Genomic DNA, 16,946 nt, shown 5'->3' with positions numbered 1-16,946 from the left:
ATAGCATAAATTTTTATTTCTCTTTTAATTTCAAATGGATGATTGCTAGTGCCATCATCCATTTGAACTTTCTGTTTCTTAGATATTGTTGAAGAAAGTCAAAAACTCCTGAACCTTCTGTACCATCTTCTTCGAGCCTGTATAGAGAGGCACCCGCTGGTGCAGCGCCTCCGGCACGATCTCAAGGATTCGCCTTTCCCCGTCCGTCGCCATACCTCCCGACTGCTCGGCAATAAATGCCATCGGGTTGCACTCGTACAACAATCTCAACTTACCTGTCGGGTGCGAGCTGGTTTGCGGGTAAAGGAATACTCCCCCTTTCAACATGTTCCGGTGGAAATCGGCCACCAAAGAACCGATATAACGAGAAGTATACGGACGCTTGGTTGCATCATCTTTCTCTTGGCAATATTTAATAAATTTCTTCACTCCCACGGGGAAATTCACGTAATTACCCTCGTTGATAGAATAGATTTTCCCGTTTTCCGGCGTCTGCATATTCGGGTGTGACAAACAGAACTCCCCGATAGACGTATCCAGCGTGAAACCGTTCACCCCGTTACCGGAAGTGTACACCAACATGGTCGACGACCCGTAAATCACGTACCCGGCAGCCACTTGTTGCGTCCCCGGTTGGAAGAAATCCTCCATTGTCAAGGGTTCCCCGAGCGAAGAAACACGTTTATAAATTGAAAAAATAGTCCCCACGGACACATTCACGTCAATATTCGACGAGCCGTCCAACGGGTCCATACATATAACATACTTGGCATCTCTACATAAGCCTTCCTCGAAAACCACAATATCTTGATTTTCTTCTGTTGCAACCCCGCAACACTCACCACTTGCCCTTAATTCATCCATAAAAGTATTGTCGGCATAGACATCCAACTTTTGCTGGTCCTCACCCTGGACATTGATGGAACCCACCTTACCTAATATATCTACCAAACCAGCTTTATTCACCTCACGATGAACTTTTTTAGCAGCTATACCAATATGATGTAAAAGTCTCGAGAACTCCCCGGTAGCACCCGGAATCTCCGCCTGCCGCTCAATAATAAATTGATTTAAAGTTGTAACTTTATGCATTATCATGGTTCTGTGTTTTAATTTTTTTGCAAATATAGACTTATAAACTGTAATTTAAAAGGTTTACGAACTTAAATTCTGAAAGATACCCATCCATTCCTTACCGAACAAACGGGTCTCTTTCAGAATTACGGCATATAGTTCAAAAGGTTTTATCAATAGGCACGGACTGCTCGAACTATTGCAGCATTATCCTTAGCATCAAACCTATCCGTACGCCAATAATCCGATACAGTCCCCTCTCCTTGTTCTGTAGAACTTCCATACACGGTACTATCATCTATCAAATCTCCACCTTGTTTTACTATATTGGGATTCAATATAATTAACTGCGACACTATATATTTTATTTCATTCATTGCAGGAAAATACCACCCTTCACCTCTATTTAAACACGCATTAAAAGCAGGATATTTAGTCATATCTTCACCTTGGTTTTCTATAAAGGTTCTCACGACATCAGTATTAATTGCCCCATTATTCTTATCTGTCGCACCTATTGACTTTGTATAGCCTTTAGACTTAAAGTCACACCATTCCAACTCTCCCAACGACTCGTTCGCCACTATCCTTCCCCGGTAAGCCTTAATTCCCTCCATATTCGTTTCAAATTCATTATCTGTTTCATTGTAGCCAGTAACCTCTCCAACTATAAATATCGTTCCTCCTGCCCAAGCGTCCCCTACCTTCGGGGCGGGCAAAGCGACTTCATCATTATTGTTACCTTTTAACTCTTTATCCTTAAAATAATACTCAAAAGCCTCTCCATTCGCCACGTAAAAAATCGCTTTCTCCAATCGTAAGCTGCCTCCTTCCTCCAAGCGAGGGAAAACAAACTTCATCTTATTATCCACCACCGCAATCGCTTTCAATTCCCGTTTTACCTCTCCCGAGGACAGATAAAGATCCGCTTTACTAATATTCACTCCCACAGCGACCTCCGTCAACAAAACTTCAACTTCCTCCCCTTTTTCAATTACAATCTCATAAGGCTCTTCCGAGTACCAATCTTTTACCGACACCGAAAACTGCATTTCAACAGGTCCCATACCCGGGTATTTATTCACTTTCACGTTATACGTATATTCTTTCCCTTGCTCGAAATTATTGGCAGGAACTTCTACTTCAAACGGCTCCTCAATCCCTACAACTTGAAACGAGAACAACTTCTTATTATCCTCTATCTCTTGCGGCAAAATAATAACAGAAGAATTGTTGGATTTCGGCATTATAATTTCATCTTTCGCTTCTCCATTCTCGACTTCACCCGTCCCTAAATTAAGAATCCCGATAGTAACTACATCATGCAATTTCACATTTTCCAATTGTGTCAAATCAATAATAGCAGGTGTTTCCGTCGTAATATTCAACACGATCTTGGAAAACAGATGTTCAAACTCCAATTTTATCGGCTCAGCATCTTTTGCATATCCCTCCGCCGCCTTCACATACAAAAAATCCGATTTATCCAAACCGTTAGATTGATCTGTTTCCACGCTAACATTCATTCGGGCCAATTCTTGTGGTTCCGAATGTTCCTTTTCCCAATAATACCCGTACACGTCTATCCGCCCATCAGGATAATAATGCTCACCACCATCCGCAAAAGTCAAATCGCCCTCCTGCCCATAGTTCATTTTACAAAGATCTTCACTTGCAGGAACAGCAACAACATCCGCACTCTCCCGCTTAGCAATGTAAAGAAATATTTTATTCCCTTCACTAAACCCATCCACCCGGGATAAACTACCGGATTTCAAGTCTTGAATATTAGAACGAAAACGAATTTCCCGTCCATTAACACTTTCTTCCGAAACATTCCGAACGCAACTCAACAAGACACTTGCCAATAAGATAAAACCAAATAATTTCATAGTCTGTAATTTTTAAATGTTTAGATTATAATTTCTCCTCCGCACATATCATTAAACTAGATTCTTCAATCTTTCAAAGACTCGAAAATATTAAATGGTTATCTTTACACGCCATTCTCGTAATTACACCTGACAATAAATCAATTACACCCCACCATTAATATATTTTCCTAATGTTCTATCCCGTAGAAACAAAAAACGTTATTTTACGCTCCATAAAAATATATAATAAAAACCAAAAAATCAACTACCCAACCTTTTTACGAAAAAAAATTTCTATCAACTAAAAATATACTTCCAAATATTACAACCGTATTTAGAATAAATCGTACATTTATATAGAATTACAATCATATTTAGAATATTAAAGTAGTTATCGTGCATGAAAGGTCCCTCCAAACGATATAACATATCAAAAAGGTATTGCTAAAAACAAAAAACAAAATCGAGGAGATCTTTCATTTTTCCTCCTCGACATTTTAAAATTTCTCCATATTACAATAATCCACTATTTACCTTGCAACTCATGCAATATGTCATTGACAATATAAAGATCACTCATCAAGTATAAACCATAGCGAGGATCATGTAACATACGACAAACCTTAGTATTATAAAAAATTCCCAATGCTCGCTCCGGGCTGACTTCCAAACGAGAAGCCAACAACATGATAATGCGACTTATTTTTCTCCAAAGCACCTGATCTTTCATTTATAACCTCCTTTCCTTGTTATCCAACCGAAAGCAATTCACGTAATATAAATGATTATCAATAAGTTCTTGACTCAATAAACATATTTGATGGTTGGGCTTCGCATAAGCTAACTGCCCAAGAGCCTGCTCCACTGTAATATTGCCATTAATATAATCTTCCACCGTATCAATAACTTGATCATCAGCGACACCACCTTCGATCATGTCGTAATCTTTCCATGGTTGTTGTCCACTTCGACTGACAACTATAAAATCCAACCAACGAGAATCATAGCTCTTAAGACAAAGTACACGATACCCCTCTTTCACAGCGACATCCATATCAAACTCATAAATATTAACCCAAGCACTATCACTAGCTCGGATCAATTGCACACGTTTAGCCCAACGTTCAGCCTGTGTTCGTAAAACTGTTAGATAAAAACCCTTGCCAAAATCTAAATCCTCACGTCCCACTTGTGCCAAAGGATGCTCTATCGGGAGCGTAGAACCATGGTAGAGCATGATCCTCATTTATTACCTCCTTCCCGCGCTTCCCAATTTAGTAAAGCCTCAACTACATCTTCTGCCACATGTTTTAAACTCTGGGTATGCATCACGTCATAGCAATCTAATAATAGACGTTTTACAAGATTTACTTTTTCCATTCGTTGATACATATCCATGGGCGATATTCCCATTTTTTTCGCCCCAGCCTCTATGGCCATAACCGTAAAATGGATTTTTTCGTCTTCAAGAGTTCGTGATTGCAGCATACAAATCTATATTTAATTTATCTTGAAAACAAAGATACGAAAATGTACCATCTTTCAGATAAAACAATAAAACAAAAATACCCCAATCATAGTTAAAATTCTCCACTTGGGTACTCTCCCAAAATACACTCTTGTACTAAAATTCACCGGTACCCATCGATAAACTTATCCACGAGCCCGGTGAATATTAAATTACACAACTACTCCCCCGTTTTCGGATTCTCCCGAAAAGTATCCAGTATAAATCACTGAATCAATAAGCTGTCCGACGCCCTTTTTCCATTCTTCAACGTGGCGAAGCAATACACCTTCACTTTCGTGTTATCCCACTCGTCCGGGAGCGCGTAACTAGTACTGCCACTTTCACCCCGGGCTCTCAACACTACCAGCCTTGCCCGTTCCCGTTCCGTTTCGTACAACACGCCGTACACTTGGTCGTCAGTCAACGCGAACCCGTCCTCTTCTTCCTGCCCCTCTTGCTCGAAAAGGAATTTTTGGTTTTCCTCGCTGTACGTCACAGTCACCTTCGGCGGATTGATAATCCCGGCAGCCACCAACAATTGTTCAAAATTAACGGTTGCCTCGTTCTTCTCGTTCACCGTCACCGCCTTCATGTTCGCCGCCACGAAAGCATTCGAGGTCGACCCCTTCCCGATCCCCACGAAGCCTTTCCGTATCACCGGTAAAAGACTCCGGGACAACTGTACCAACACTTTCATCCTCGCCCGCTGTGCCAGTATCTCCGGTGTCGGGTTATCCTTCCTCGTGAATACTTTCGCTTTCGCAATGTTCTTACTCCTCGTGTAACACAACGTGATGTTACCTACTGATTTTCTCGCTTTACCTAACAAATAAGAATTAAATTCTGCCATAATAATTGAAAATTGAAAGTTGAAAATTGAAAATGTAAACACTTAAATCCATGAATCAAAAATCATGAAATCGTAAATCATAAATCATAAATTTTTAAACGCTTCCTCCAACGCCGGCCCCGGATCGATTTTCCGGTTCGTGACCGCGGAATGACCCACGACATCTTTGATCGGGTAATACTCCTCCAGCACGCTACAAATTTTCGCCAAAGTTTGCACCTGCATCCTCGTGTAGCGATGCCAGTAAGTCAACTTCCCTTCCGATTCGTACGCGAAGACGTCTTCCGCCGGAACAATCCGCCCGCACTCGGCAACGAACATTCCCCCCGACAAACGAAGCTTTCCCAAGTTATCCAGTTCGATCCCTATGGAATAACGATTCAATCCCGACCGCCCCGCGTACCAGCTACGCCCGGCGTGCCACGCTTCCGTGTCAAACGGCACAAGTTGAATGATCTCCCCGTCCCGCCCGATTACCAGATGAGCGGAAGCCCCCACGTCAGGTCTTGTCAGGTAAATCGCGGCAGCCTCGGCTCCCCACGCGGCGGTATAGTGCAAGACAATCATGTCCGGTCCCACCAGCTTCCGGGTATTCTTCGCGCAAACCAAATGACGTACCCGATCGCCCATCAACCGATGGTTGACAATTGAAAATTGAGAATTGAAAATTGAAAATGAACTCATAAATCGTAAATCATAAATCTAAAATTAAAAACGTCGTTTTCGCATGAAGACTTACAGAATTTTTTCTCCGCCTCGTCCCACCACGTAACCGCCCAAACCGATTTCCAGCAAGTCCCAAAAGCGGGAAGTATCGTCAAGAATCGGCAGGTTCGTGAACGTTCCGACCAACACGATCACCGCAAATACCAACATCACCAACGGTCGCCACGATCGCTGCAACCAACTTCCCTTCGCTTCCTCCACCAACACCGCCGATTGCGCCTCTACCCGAGTCCGCTCCCATTCCGCGAGTACCTGTAGCAAATCCAATTCCAGTTGCCGTTTCTCCCTCGCCGGGAGAGTCAGGCGATCGACCACCTCGCCAACCGCCTTGACCACACCCTTTACTCCTTCCAAAAGCCCAACCCTTTAAGTACGGCATTCTTAATCTCTGCCACGAAATAAAGATTCCGATTTCCTACCTTACGTACCGGAAAACCGAACCATCGGGCATATCGACGCAATGTTTTAGGAGAAATATCCATCGCCTTGCATACCTCTTCCGTATTCATCAAGCGGTGTGGCACCCGTGTCACCGTCTCGATCGCTATTCGTACATCCCGGTGATACTCTTCCAAACGTTGGAGAATCTCCAAATAAACATCTTCCATCTTTTTCTTTTCATCAAATCCTTTTTTTGCCATATCTATTTAATTGAAAGTTGAAAATTGAAAATGAGATCACTTGATCGCAAAATCATAAATCTAAAATCGTAAATCACTAAATTCTTAGGTATTGACTCGACGAATACGCCTTTCCCTCTTTCGCCCGGAAAAAGCAATACAAATGTGCCGCCATGCCTCGCTTCCGGTTCAATTGGATCATCGCCTTTCTCTCACCCCTCGTCGCACACACTTCTTCAAACACGGGAGTAAACGAGCGATCGCCGTATAACACGACCACCATTAACTCATCGCCCATCCTTGCCGGAGCCAACCCGACATTTTCCTCCCACGTCAAGGTTACAACGTCCCGGTCATCCACCTCACCCCGAAGATTATTCACCCTCTGCAACATCCCCACCGCCAACTGCAAACGTGAAAAATCGGCAATCTTCCCGTCCGGTTTAAAAACCTTCATATTCAGCCTCATGAAAAAATTGTAACCGCTCGCGGACATCCCCCCTGTCGCCACACGCCACACTTCCCGCAAGGGTGTCACCACCATGTGCCGATAAAAACAAATCGCCACCATAAACTGAGAACGGCAATCCATCTGTTCCGGCGTCTTCGCGTCCGAGTATTCCACCGGGGTACTCCGCACCCGGGTATCCGCTCCTACCCGATAAAAAACCGTGTTCCCGACTTTTCCCGATATCAACTTATCTGTTTTAGCCATACTGATTAAATTGAAAACAATAACTAATAAACACTCTCGTTCGTTTCTCTTTCCTATCACTCTCCTTTCAAAAACCTTCCCGAAGGTCTTTAAAAGGACTTTGTTCCCTGTCTTCCCCGGGATTACTCCCCGTCTTCCCGGGGAATTCCTCAGGTATCTCCGACCTCTTGTACCGCGTTCTTTAAAATTCTCATCATCTTTTATTTTTAAATCAACGATACAAAGATATTTCCCCCACGTCCCCCCACCAACGAAATGACACAGACAGCCAAATAACTGTATAAACACCCTGTAACCTGACACAGACGCCTAAAACACGAGATTCATTTTCCCCGCCTCCTCACAACTCACCTGCTGAAATATTATAAACATCGCGTCCCGCCTTTTCCGTGAGGATAAAGCGGGACGCAAAAATATTGTAATATATATCCTGAAAATATCTACTCGATCACCTCCCAATCGTCCACGGTGCCCGTTTCCGAGGAGAAACTAACACCAACGCAATGCAATTGACGACGGTCATTCAGGTAAGGCAGGGCGTAACCCTTCTCCTCGATCTGTCGCAAGGCCTCGTCTGCCGTGCCGTCCAGCTTGAACTCGAAGATGTAAACGTGAGCGTCCGTCTCGATAACACAATCCACACGCCCCTCGCTCTGTTGTTTCTCCGTGTACACCGTGTAGACACTCACTAAACGCATCAGCAAATAGAAGGTATAATGGAAATAACGTTCCCGTTCACGCTCGTTCTCCTTTCGTCGCATCGTGTAGGGAATGTCGCTCAAGAAAGAGGTCAACAGCACGCGGAATTGTTCCGTGTCACCCGACTCCAACGCATCCACCACGTCCAGTACCCAATTGTTCACGCTCGATTTCGGTTTCAAGTAATCCGAGGCAACCATTGTCAGGAAACCACTTTTCACCTCGTTATTCGGGAAATCGAGCAAAAACGTGTTACGACGGGCGTTGTAATCCTTGATCGTCAAGTAACCGCTCTGGTAAATCATCGGCAATGGCTTCTCCACGTCCGCCTTGTAATCCACGAACTCCCGCGGATCGTAATATCGCCCCGTCAACTCGTCGAGATTCTCCCGCGTGTGGTTCAACAAGCGTATCAAGTAAGTCGGTGTACCGCTCCGGAACCAATAATCCTGTATTCTCATCGAATCGAAAGCGTTTAGCAAACTGAACGGGTTATAGACATCCACTAACTCTTCGCCAAAATGATAACCGTCATACTGACGTTTTAATAATTGTTTAATCACCTCTACACCACACTTCCTTTTCGCTGCCATGGCAACAATCGCCTCCGCGAAATAGCTTTCCAACTCCTCTTGCGTGATCCCGCAAAGCGTTTCATAACGCCCGTCCATGCTAATGTCTTTCGGCTGATTGAAACCGCTGAACACGCTCACTTGCGAGAATTTCGTCACCCCCGTCAAGAAGACAAACTGCAAGTGTTCGTCAGCCGCCTTGAATACCGAGTAAAAAGCCTTCAGCACGTTACGGTGCCGCTCCTCCAGCAACATCCGGTTTTCTCCCAGCACCGTTTCCAAACCCGTGTCAAGCACATCAAGAATAGGTTTATCATATTCATCGATTAACACCACCGCTCGCCTACCTATTCGAGCGTGCGCCTGCTCCAGCACTCGAATAAAACGATCACCCACGACCGGACTTTTTCCCCTCTCCACTTGCCAATCTTCCTCCCATCTCGAAACATAATCGTCAAGAACATGCTCCAAGGTCCCCTCAAGGGTGAAATCTCTTCCGTTAAAATCCACGTGAAATACCGGATACTCCAACCAATCCTTCTCCAACCCCTCTATCGCCAATCCCTTGAAAAGTTCCTTCCGACCGAGGAAATAATTCTTCAAGGTCGATACCAACAAACTCTTCCCGAAACGACGGGGACGACTCAAAAAATAAATTTTCCCCCCTTTCACGAGAGAATATATCATCTCCGTCTTATCCACGTAAACGTAACCGTCCTCTATGATCTGGTCAAAACTCTGCATGCCTATCGGGTACTTCATCTCTATCTGATTTTTAGTTACTATTGCAAAGATAGTACAATATTTTCCACGTCCCAACACGTCAAATAACTTTTATCAATCATTGCCATTCTCGAGGCACAAGCACGTTACCCGATAAAAATGAATGATCTTTCACCGGAGCCCGTCGATAAATTTATCCACGAGACCGGTGAATATCAAATTACACGATTACTCCTCGTTCCCCCTTTTCGGGTTCTCCCGGGAAGTATCCAGTATATTAAAACAAGCCAACACGCTTTTCCGGTAATAATCCCCCATTGGGAACCATTTCTCCCCGGCTCGCAAGGAGTTACCCGCCCACGTGTCGACATAACGCAGGTTCAGGATAAAACCACGGTGTACACGCACAAGATAGGCGTCCGGCAGTTGCCACTCCACGCTCCCCAAACGGCACGCCACGGTAATCCGGGAGTTATCTTTAAAATGAAAATAGCAATAATTACCCGATGCCTCTATCCAAACGATTTCGGCATAAAAATATTTCTTGTAATACTCGTCCTGACGAATAAACAAGCCATCTGCCACCAGCGGTGACACCCTCAAAGGTGCACTTACACCCGATAAATCTGTTTTCATTGACAATTAAATTTATGCCTCATGAAAAAATCACCGACGGGCGTAGACAATAAACAGAAGGGGGGCAACATGAACTTCCCCCCTAGCACGCACCAATTATAAAAACACGATTACTTTTTCTTGCTCTTTTTCAACATTTCCGAGATATTCTTCTTCAATTCATCAGCATTCAAATCCTTGGCTACGATCCGATTTTCAGCGTCCAACAACAAGGTATGAGGAATGTTTTTCACGAAATACTGGCGAACGATGTCGGAATTGACGGGACCTTTCAGCTCGGAAGCGTTTTTCCATGTCATCCCGTCCTCGGTGATAGCCGCTTTCCACGCTTGCGCGCTCTCGTCCAAGGATACGCTTAGGATTTCCAAACCTTTCAACCGGTATTTGTTGTAAAGTTTCAACAATTCCACGTTCCATTGACGGCAAATACTATTACTTGATTCCCAGAAACACAACAATTTCACCTTGCCTTTCAACTCGTGAAGACGAATGGTATCTCCCCGGGAAGTAGGTACGGTGAAATCCGGAGCGAGCTCACCCACGGCTACGCTTCGCTGCTGCATGACACGAGCGGCAACTAATTGACCATAGAAACTGGATTTGCCGTTAAAGCCCAAGAGGTTGAAACGAGCCTTCAAATCCTCGTAATCCAATTGATCCATGAGCGACGCCAAAATATACGCTGCCACGTAATGGTTGCCGTTCGTTTCCAACCATTCGATCTCCCGTTGACGAGCTTCCCGGGCGTAAGTGTCGCTCTGCTTTTGCACGGCATCCATTTGCACTTGGCTCCGCATTTTCATTGCCAATTCAAATTGAGTCTGAATCTGGCTTTGTCCCCGGGCAATATCTTGCGTCAAAGCGAGGTATTGATTATACAATTGTTGCGCTTCGCCACCCTCGATAACAAGCCCTGCCTCACTTAATCTCATTTTTATTCCCGTGTTCTCGAGCATCACGGGAATGGTTTCTTTCCCGTCCGCCGTTTTAATCAAAGCGACACAGCCCTGTTCCACTTGCCCCTCGAACACGAAAATGCCGTTCTTCACCTCGGTTTTGCCCAACGTAACAATCCCTTTCACCGTGGGAACAACCAACACGATGCCGCCGTCCGGCAAACCGGGAATGTTCCCCTCGATTTTATACCCTTCTTGCGAGAACCCCACGGAGTAGCTCGCGAAAAAAATTCCTAAAAACAATAACACGATTTTCATTCAATACTCTTTTTAATTTAAACATCTACATTTCAGTCTATTTTTTCCATTTACCTTGATATTGTCGACCGTCAATATAAACATTCACGGCATCCCAAGGACCGAACACGATACGATAAGATTTCGGGAACTCCACTTTCCGCTCAGCTGTGAACTCGTTTCGTGCACTATCGAGTATCTCTATGGAAAAAGCAACCTCTATCTGCCCCCGGGGCAATTCTTTCTGCTCGTAATTCAATATCTTACCCTTGAAAGCCACGTGGGCTTGTTCTCTTGCCAGCTTCGCTTCCAACTCGACATCGGAATATAACGTATCTCCTTTCACGTGAAGCGGGAAACCGTATCCACCGAAGAATTCATCGCTTGATATGCCCCGAAATTCCCGGCTCACGATTAATTGATAATTCCTATTACTGATTCTCTCTTTCAACACATCCCGGTATTCTTCCTGCGTGAAACCATTCTTCATCCCCCCGCATGAATACAAGAGGAGGATGCCAGCAAGAACTTCCAGCATCAAAAGTGATTTCTTCATAACTATTCTTTTTAATACCATTTAAATTAAAAAAGGGGTTGAACAAGTACATCCACTTTCATCAACTTTATACTATCCCTCGTCATGTCGTTTCTATCGATAACCCACACCGTTTTACCTCGTGTACTTTTCTCGAATTCAAGTGCCTCTTCCCTTGTCTTCATGCCCTTGCGTTTATCAAAATCTATCGGCTTAATTTTAGATAAAAAAGTTTTAGGCATCATGCATTTTGCCCTTTTATCACTAGCAATATCCACTGGTCTGATTTTACTTATCGAATCCAAGTTAAAGTCCACGTTTGTAAAACTGACTTCATTCAGGAAAGTATCTGCAAGAAGGTAGAAGTGAATACTCGGTGAATCCATATACGAAGAATCCCAAAGTTCACTTCTCAACACGCCCTCTTTGCGGGTTGTGTCAGAAATCGAAGTGAAGATGATAAAAATATCATCTTTTTCAGGTTGCACGCCTCCGTGAGTAAGAGTATCAAGAGAATGCACACAATCATTTGCGGCCTGACAGGTTGACACTGCTACTAATCCATAGAATAATAAAAATAATATCGTCTTTGCCATCATATGTTATTTCAAATTATATTTATCCCACATTTTATGAACCTTATTTTTCACATCAGAAGTTTGATATACTGATGTTCCTATATAAGCAAGATATTTTGCATCACTTCCACAATTAAAAGCTCGTTCAAGCCACCTTGTATATACTCCACCATAAACCATCCAATAATGTCCCCATTCATTATCAGTTTCTCCCATCGTTATTGCCAAATATATATGATATAATTCATGTAAAGCAACAAGAAGCTGTCCTCTATATGTATAAGTACTCAATGCGTCACTATTAATAATTATCAATATTTGATATTTCCCACTACTAAATTTATAAATCTCTGCTGATACTGGATATTTTGATTCTTCACCTTTAACATTTTCAAAAAACAAATAACTCGAATTACAACAAAAATCAATCAAAATAGAATCACCTATTATCTTTAATGCTTCATTCATTGCGCCCGCAAATTCATCATTAACAAAACACGGTACTTGTATACTATCTAAAAAAGAACGAGACAATAATGAAATATCCTGCCTTTCGAAAAATTCTTTTTCATCTTCCGAACAAGCAATACACATGCATAATTGATAAAGGATTAATATTAATAACCACCTTTTCATAATTTACTACTTTTTCAACATCTCTGCGATTTTTGCCTGAAGGGCGTTGCCCCGGAGGTTTTTAGCCACGATGCGGTTGTTTTCGTCGAGGAGGAGCGTGTGTGGGATGGCGGTTACGCCGTATAGTTGTGCGACAGGGGATTGTTTCATGCCTTTCAGGTCGGAACCGTGATACCATACCAACCCGTCGTCGGCAATCGCTTGTTTCCATGCAGCGGCGTCCTTGTCCATGGAAACGCCGAAAATTTCCAAGCCTTTTTTATGGTACTTCTTGTAAATCGCCGTCACGTTTTTGTTTTCAGCCCGGCAGGGTTTACACCACGATGCCCAGAAATCAATCAATTTTACTTTCCCCTTGATATCGTAAAGTGACACGGTCTTACCTTCCGGGGTAACCACGGTAAAATTGGGAGCGATTTCCCCCACGGCTACTTTCTTTTGCATCTGCATTTTGGCTTCCAAGACTTGCCCGTAGAAACTGGCTCGTGCATCAGGTCCCAAGTAATCGTAAAGCAACTTCAATCCATCGTAATTTAATTTCTGGGCTACCGAAGCCATGATAAAAGCAACAACATGGCTATTCCCGTGCTCCTTCATCCACGCAGACACCTTTTCTTGATTTTCCCGCATATATTTTTTCATCTGCTCTTGAAGTGCCTTCATTTTCATTTGATTCTGGATTCCCATCGCCACCTTATACTCGGATTCCATTTCCGCTATTTCACGTGCGGATTTCACGTTCATTTCTTGGTACTCGTTATACAACTGCTGATCTTTACCGCCTTCAATCAAAAGTCCGGTTTTCCCCATCGTCACCTTGAAATCCGTGTTCTCGAGCATAATCGGGAAACGCCCTTTCCCATCGGCCGTTGCCACGAAAGCAACACAAGGTGTTGCCACCTTACCGGTCAATAAAAAGACTCCACCCACCATATCGGTACCCCCCAATGTATCCGCCCCACCAAGAGCCGGCGAAACTAAATAAACTTTCCCATCCGGGGCTTCCGTTTTCCCCGTGATCCGGAATCCCTCCTGCGCGTGAAGGGTTACGACACTGTATAATACCAACGTGAAAAATAATAATATTGATTTCATTTCCAGCTACATTTAAAAATTTTAGACAATACAAGCAAACGGGTATCGTCGTTCCGACGACGATACCTATTCACTTTCCAGCACGATTAATTATTATTTAAAAGACTGCCACGTCACCAAGCGCGATACTTGCCGTGTATTCTCCTTGCACGTCACTCACGCCCAATTTAATATAACGGACTTGCTTCGGTTTATCCAAGCGAAGAAGCGTTATCTCCCCGAGGGAATTCCCGACCGTGTTCACCAATTGATAGGTCAAATATTCCCACGTGATATTATCTTCTGAAACTTGAATCTCGATCCTGTTGGGGGACGAATTCATCGCCTGCAGATCAAGAGCCTGAGCTATTTTCATCCCGTTCACGGTTTGAACACTATTCATGTCTATCAAGAGTTCATAAGTAGTAAGTTTACTATGCGGAGAAGTTTTCCAAGCCGTCATGTAGTTATTATCCAAAAGATTTCCCGGCTTAGAGTCGTAAGGTTCGGAACAAGTGATAGTCCAACCCTTGGCGTCCAAGTAAACGGGTTCCCGTAACACGGGATTTCCCATTTTTTCCACATCCAGTTCAATATCAGACAAAATATCATCTGAAAAATAATGCTGATTATAACGTTCAATTTTTAGCCCGCGTAATTCCTGTGCCACTTGCAGGGCAAATACGCTTTTCCCCATTTCAGAAAGTTCACTTGTCATGTTCACGTGATATTCCGCCGGAAGCTGTAACAATTGCGGTTCGATATAACGATTTCCTCCCAACACGATTCTTTCCAAATTTGGGAAGTAAAGTATATCCTCGAAACTCATAATATCATAATCGAATTCCAGCACTTTCCTATCTTCCACGAACTCATTCGTGATATTTTCCACCCCATAACGCATTTTGAGAAAACTACGGAAATTTGCAGAAAATATCCAATCGTCCTTTTTCAAAGAATAAGACGGAAGAATGATATCATCCACGCAATTTCCGACCCGTCCCTCCCGATTTATAGTCACCTCCCGGGAAGCATCGACGTCTCTCAACAACATGTATTTCTCCCCAAATTGTTTCTGAAGCGAATCTATCGTTTGGGGGTTACCTTCCATATCGTAATAATGCAATTGAATATTCAATATATTGCTCGAGTTATTATCAAAAAACATGGCAATATTGTTACCCACGAAAAAATATTTTACCACACCCGTGGTAAAACTCACGATAGACTCGTGCTTGCTCGTGACGGGACGCCCGTACACGGTTTCGCTCAAAGACATATTGCCGTTTCCATCCACCGCGTACACGTTTATCTCGTAATTCTCGTTTTCCAGATTCTTAATCTCGCACGAGGTGACAGAGGCTTCCAACAAAGTATCCGCGATCATATTTTTCCCGACTTGACACGTGAGCCGGATATTCTCGATAGCCGGATCCAAATTATTTTTCCATTCCACGATTAAACGCTCCCATCCTAACTTTACCGTCACGTCCGAGCATTTCCCCACGTAACGAATCATTCCGTCACCGGCATAATCACTATAAGTATCTTCCAGTTCCTCACACCCGAAGGCTAAAAACAGGATGCCGAACATCCATATAAAATATATTCTCTTCATCATAACTACTCTTTTTTCACGTAAACTTCCAATTCACTTAAAGCGACGTAGCCGTCAGGATTATCCGCATACGATGCTTGGTATGACTTTTCGTCATAAAAAGTCTTATTCACCATAAATTTCACATACCGGAATCCTTGTGGCAAAGCCATGCAATTAATATCGGCATACACGGGTTCAGCAGCCTGCAACAAATTGTAATCCATAATACTCGTTCTAGCCTCCTCTACCCACCCGGGTTGCAAATAAGGTTGAAAGAAATACCCCAGTTTCGTCCACGAAACTTGATCATTGCTTCCATAAACCGTCACCTCGCTCGGGAGTTTATTTATATGACTACTTCTCCATTCCCAACCAAGCCATGTTCCATATCTATATGGAGCAAACATACGCAATTTAGCAATAGTTTTCTCTTCCCCCAAATCCATAATCCAATATTGTCCCACAGCATTCTTTCCTGCACCGAACATACAATACTGTCTCTCGGGATTCGACGTTCCCAAGCGCTTCAAGGGCTTCGTGTCCCCGTCAAACAAATATTCAGGTCCCATGCACAATTTCTCATTTTTCACTACAATATTACACGGATCTAACACTTGTATCTTTGATGAAGGAAACTGCTCAATAGCATACGCTTCCACGTTTTCCCAAATCTGTTGTTTTACCCGATAGCCCCGGAAATCTTCGGTTGCAATAATCACCGTATTGCTCGAACGTTCCTGCTGAAGCATAAAACTAAGCGTATCCCGCCCTTTCCGGATTGAAACGGATTCCAACCAAATCGTATCAATCTCGTGCGTCTTCGGATTTTCGCCCAAGTAAAACACGTGAGCGAAACCCGTCGTGACAGGCGACTCGTAAACCACGGAAAAACCGTTCCAACTCGGGGTCACCTTCACGTGGTCAAAAAACGCCACGGGAGCAGAATCTTCCGTGTCAAATGCCAGTTCCATTGTCTTGGACTCTTCTAGTTTGTGATTAAAAAAAGAGACTTGTACCGGAATATTTCTCTGAGCCTCGTTAAAACCGACCAAATTCAACGAATCGCTCAAATAAGTCCCGTCAACCTTGACCTCTTGCCCCAGCACATCCGTATACATTGCACGTATAGAAAAAATATCCTTATGTCCTTTTAAATCATAATACATAATAGCTCCGCCGGGAACAGCTTTGAAAGTGATTCTATCCCCCGAAACAGATGTTCCAAAGGAACCGTCTTCTTCGTCAGTGCAACCCCAAAGACTTAAAATAAATAACGGTATTAGTAATATATTTCTCATAATCATATATTTATAAATGAATCTAAAATCGTA

At 43.4% G+C, this 16,946-nt stretch carries 19 protein-coding genes; all 19 read right to left on the bottom strand.

Annotated elements, in window-relative coordinates; genetic code table 11:
* Nucleotides 1-78 precede the first annotated feature (78 nt).
* The 19 genes from fbp to CS948_RS10790 all read right to left on the bottom strand — a co-directional run bounded on the left by fbp (nucleotide 79) and on the right by CS948_RS10790 (nucleotide 16,913).
* Entirely contained in the window at nucleotides 79-1,098 is a 1,020-nt protein-coding gene (gene fbp, locus CS948_RS10880; protein WP_218014301.1) for a class 1 fructose-bisphosphatase, read from the bottom strand.
* A gap of 149 nt (nucleotides 1,099-1,247) precedes the next feature.
* The gene (locus tag CS948_RS10875) at nucleotides 1,248-2,966 is read right to left on the bottom strand and encodes a fimbrillin family protein (protein ID WP_099291691.1); all 1,719 of its coding nucleotides are present in this window, start codon (nucleotides 2,964-2,966) and stop codon (nucleotides 1,248-1,250) included.
* A 508-nt stretch (nucleotides 2,967-3,474) separates the two neighbouring features.
* The gene (locus CS948_RS10870; RefSeq protein WP_099291690.1) at nucleotides 3,475-3,678 is read right to left on the bottom strand and encodes a DUF3791 domain-containing protein; all 204 of its coding nucleotides are present in this window, start codon (nucleotides 3,676-3,678) and stop codon (nucleotides 3,475-3,477) included.
* Nucleotides 3,679-4,194 (bottom strand): DUF3990 domain-containing protein, encoded by a 516-nt coding sequence (locus CS948_RS10865; RefSeq protein ID WP_099291689.1) that lies wholly within the window; start codon nucleotides 4,192-4,194, stop codon nucleotides 3,679-3,681.
* Entirely contained in the window at nucleotides 4,191-4,436 is a 246-nt protein-coding gene (locus CS948_RS10860; protein ID WP_099291688.1) for a DUF3791 domain-containing protein, read from the bottom strand. Before CS948_RS10860 ends, CS948_RS10865 begins: the two co-directional genes overlap by 4 nt.
* Nucleotides 4,437-4,681: 245 nt before the next feature.
* Complete coding sequence (locus CS948_RS10855; RefSeq protein WP_099291687.1) at nucleotides 4,682-5,308, bottom strand: DUF6266 family protein; 627 nt, start codon at nucleotides 5,306-5,308, stop codon at nucleotides 4,682-4,684.
* Between the two features lie 84 nt (nucleotides 5,309-5,392).
* The gene (locus CS948_RS10850) at nucleotides 5,393-5,992 is read right to left on the bottom strand and encodes an N-acetylmuramoyl-L-alanine amidase (protein ID WP_099291686.1); all 600 of its coding nucleotides are present in this window, start codon (nucleotides 5,990-5,992) and stop codon (nucleotides 5,393-5,395) included.
* 51 nt (nucleotides 5,993-6,043) lie between these two features.
* A complete protein-coding gene (locus CS948_RS10845) occupies nucleotides 6,044-6,388 on the bottom strand; it encodes a 3TM-type holin (protein WP_099291685.1) in 345 nt (114 codons plus the stop codon).
* On the bottom strand, nucleotides 6,376-6,675 hold the full coding sequence (locus CS948_RS10840; protein WP_099291684.1) for a helix-turn-helix domain-containing protein: 300 nt from the start codon (nucleotides 6,673-6,675) through the stop codon (nucleotides 6,376-6,378). Before CS948_RS10840 ends, CS948_RS10845 begins: the two co-directional genes overlap by 13 nt.
* Before the next feature lie 76 nt (nucleotides 6,676-6,751).
* Complete coding sequence (locus tag CS948_RS10835) at nucleotides 6,752-7,369, bottom strand: DUF6266 family protein (RefSeq protein WP_255301959.1); 618 nt, start codon at nucleotides 7,367-7,369, stop codon at nucleotides 6,752-6,754.
* A 440-nt stretch (nucleotides 7,370-7,809) separates the two neighbouring features.
* Nucleotides 7,810-9,402, bottom strand: a complete 1,593-nt coding sequence (locus CS948_RS10830; protein ID WP_099291683.1) for an ATP-binding protein — start codon at nucleotides 9,400-9,402, stop codon at nucleotides 7,810-7,812.
* A 189-nt stretch (nucleotides 9,403-9,591) separates the two neighbouring features.
* Entirely contained in the window at nucleotides 9,592-9,999 is a 408-nt protein-coding gene (locus CS948_RS10825) for a LytTR family DNA-binding domain-containing protein (RefSeq protein ID WP_099291682.1), read from the bottom strand.
* Between the two features lie 110 nt (nucleotides 10,000-10,109).
* Nucleotides 10,110-11,213, bottom strand: coding sequence for a TlpA disulfide reductase family protein (locus CS948_RS10820; protein WP_099291681.1), 1,104 nt, complete (start codon nucleotides 11,211-11,213; stop codon nucleotides 10,110-10,112).
* Nucleotides 11,214-11,250: 37 nt separating this feature from the next.
* Nucleotides 11,251-11,748 (bottom strand): hypothetical protein, encoded by a 498-nt coding sequence (locus tag CS948_RS10815; protein ID WP_099291680.1) that lies wholly within the window; start codon nucleotides 11,746-11,748, stop codon nucleotides 11,251-11,253.
* Nucleotides 11,749-11,774: 26 nt separating this feature from the next.
* A complete protein-coding gene (locus CS948_RS10810; RefSeq protein WP_141560933.1) occupies nucleotides 11,775-12,323 on the bottom strand; it encodes a hypothetical protein in 549 nt (182 codons plus the stop codon).
* Between the two features lie 6 nt (nucleotides 12,324-12,329).
* Nucleotides 12,330-12,941, bottom strand: coding sequence for a hypothetical protein (locus CS948_RS10805; RefSeq protein WP_099291678.1), 612 nt, complete (start codon nucleotides 12,939-12,941; stop codon nucleotides 12,330-12,332).
* 6 nt (nucleotides 12,942-12,947) lie between these two features.
* Nucleotides 12,948-14,036, bottom strand: coding sequence for a TlpA disulfide reductase family protein (locus CS948_RS10800; protein ID WP_099291677.1), 1,089 nt, complete (start codon nucleotides 14,034-14,036; stop codon nucleotides 12,948-12,950).
* 97 nt (nucleotides 14,037-14,133) lie between these two features.
* Entirely contained in the window at nucleotides 14,134-15,636 is a 1,503-nt protein-coding gene (locus tag CS948_RS10795) for a DUF4998 domain-containing protein (RefSeq protein WP_099291676.1), read from the bottom strand.
* A gap of 2 nt (nucleotides 15,637-15,638) precedes the next feature.
* Nucleotides 15,639-16,913: a DUF4959 domain-containing protein gene (locus tag CS948_RS10790; RefSeq protein WP_176555014.1), complete on the bottom strand. Its 1,275-nt coding sequence runs from the start codon at nucleotides 16,911-16,913 to the stop codon at nucleotides 15,639-15,641.
* Nucleotides 16,914-16,946: the final 33 nt, after the last annotated feature.

This window comes from Butyricimonas sp. Marseille-P3923 (assembly GCF_900184685.1).
Classification (GTDB): Bacteria; Bacteroidota; Bacteroidia; order Bacteroidales; family Marinifilaceae; genus Butyricimonas; species Butyricimonas muris.
Note: the sequence above shows the minus strand (reverse complement) of the source record. Positions and strands in the feature narration are given on the sequence as shown.

Coding starts and splice junctions, on each gene's coding strand:
- fbp (WP_218014301.1), bottom strand. CDS start 1,098: ATGATAATGCATAAAGTTACAACTTTAAATCAATTTATTATTGAGCGG.
- CS948_RS10875 (WP_099291691.1), bottom strand. CDS start 2,966: ATGAAATTATTTGGTTTTATCTTATTGGCAAGTGTCTTGTTGAGTTGC.
- CS948_RS10870 (WP_099291690.1), bottom strand. CDS start 3,678: ATGAAAGATCAGGTGCTTTGGAGAAAAATAAGTCGCATTATCATGTTG.
- CS948_RS10865 (WP_099291689.1), bottom strand. CDS start 4,194: ATGAGGATCATGCTCTACCATGGTTCTACGCTCCCGATAGAGCATCCT.
- CS948_RS10860 (WP_099291688.1), bottom strand. CDS start 4,436: ATGCTGCAATCACGAACTCTTGAAGACGAAAAAATCCATTTTACGGTT.
- CS948_RS10855 (WP_099291687.1), bottom strand. CDS start 5,308: ATGGCAGAATTTAATTCTTATTTGTTAGGTAAAGCGAGAAAATCAGTA.
- CS948_RS10850 (WP_099291686.1), bottom strand. CDS start 5,992: ATGAGTTCATTTTCAATTTTCAATTCTCAATTTTCAATTGTCAACCAT.
- CS948_RS10840 (WP_099291684.1), bottom strand. CDS start 6,675: ATGGCAAAAAAAGGATTTGATGAAAAGAAAAAGATGGAAGATGTTTAT.
- CS948_RS10835 (WP_255301959.1), bottom strand. CDS start 7,369: ATGGCTAAAACAGATAAGTTGATATCGGGAAAAGTCGGGAACACGGTT.
- CS948_RS10830 (WP_099291683.1), bottom strand. CDS start 9,402: ATGAAGTACCCGATAGGCATGCAGAGTTTTGACCAGATCATAGAGGAC.
- CS948_RS10825 (WP_099291682.1), bottom strand. CDS start 9,999: ATGAAAACAGATTTATCGGGTGTAAGTGCACCTTTGAGGGTGTCACCG.
- CS948_RS10820 (WP_099291681.1), bottom strand. CDS start 11,213: ATGAAAATCGTGTTATTGTTTTTAGGAATTTTTTTCGCGAGCTACTCC.
- CS948_RS10815 (WP_099291680.1), bottom strand. CDS start 11,748: ATGAAGAAATCACTTTTGATGCTGGAAGTTCTTGCTGGCATCCTCCTC.
- CS948_RS10810 (WP_141560933.1), bottom strand. CDS start 12,323: ATGGCAAAGACGATATTATTTTTATTATTCTATGGATTAGTAGCAGTG.
- CS948_RS10805 (WP_099291678.1), bottom strand. CDS start 12,941: ATGAAAAGGTGGTTATTAATATTAATCCTTTATCAATTATGCATGTGT.
- CS948_RS10800 (WP_099291677.1), bottom strand. CDS start 14,036: ATGAAATCAATATTATTATTTTTCACGTTGGTATTATACAGTGTCGTA.
- CS948_RS10795 (WP_099291676.1), bottom strand. CDS start 15,636: ATGATGAAGAGAATATATTTTATATGGATGTTCGGCATCCTGTTTTTA.
- CS948_RS10790 (WP_176555014.1), bottom strand. CDS start 16,913: ATGAGAAATATATTACTAATACCGTTATTTATTTTAAGTCTTTGGGGT.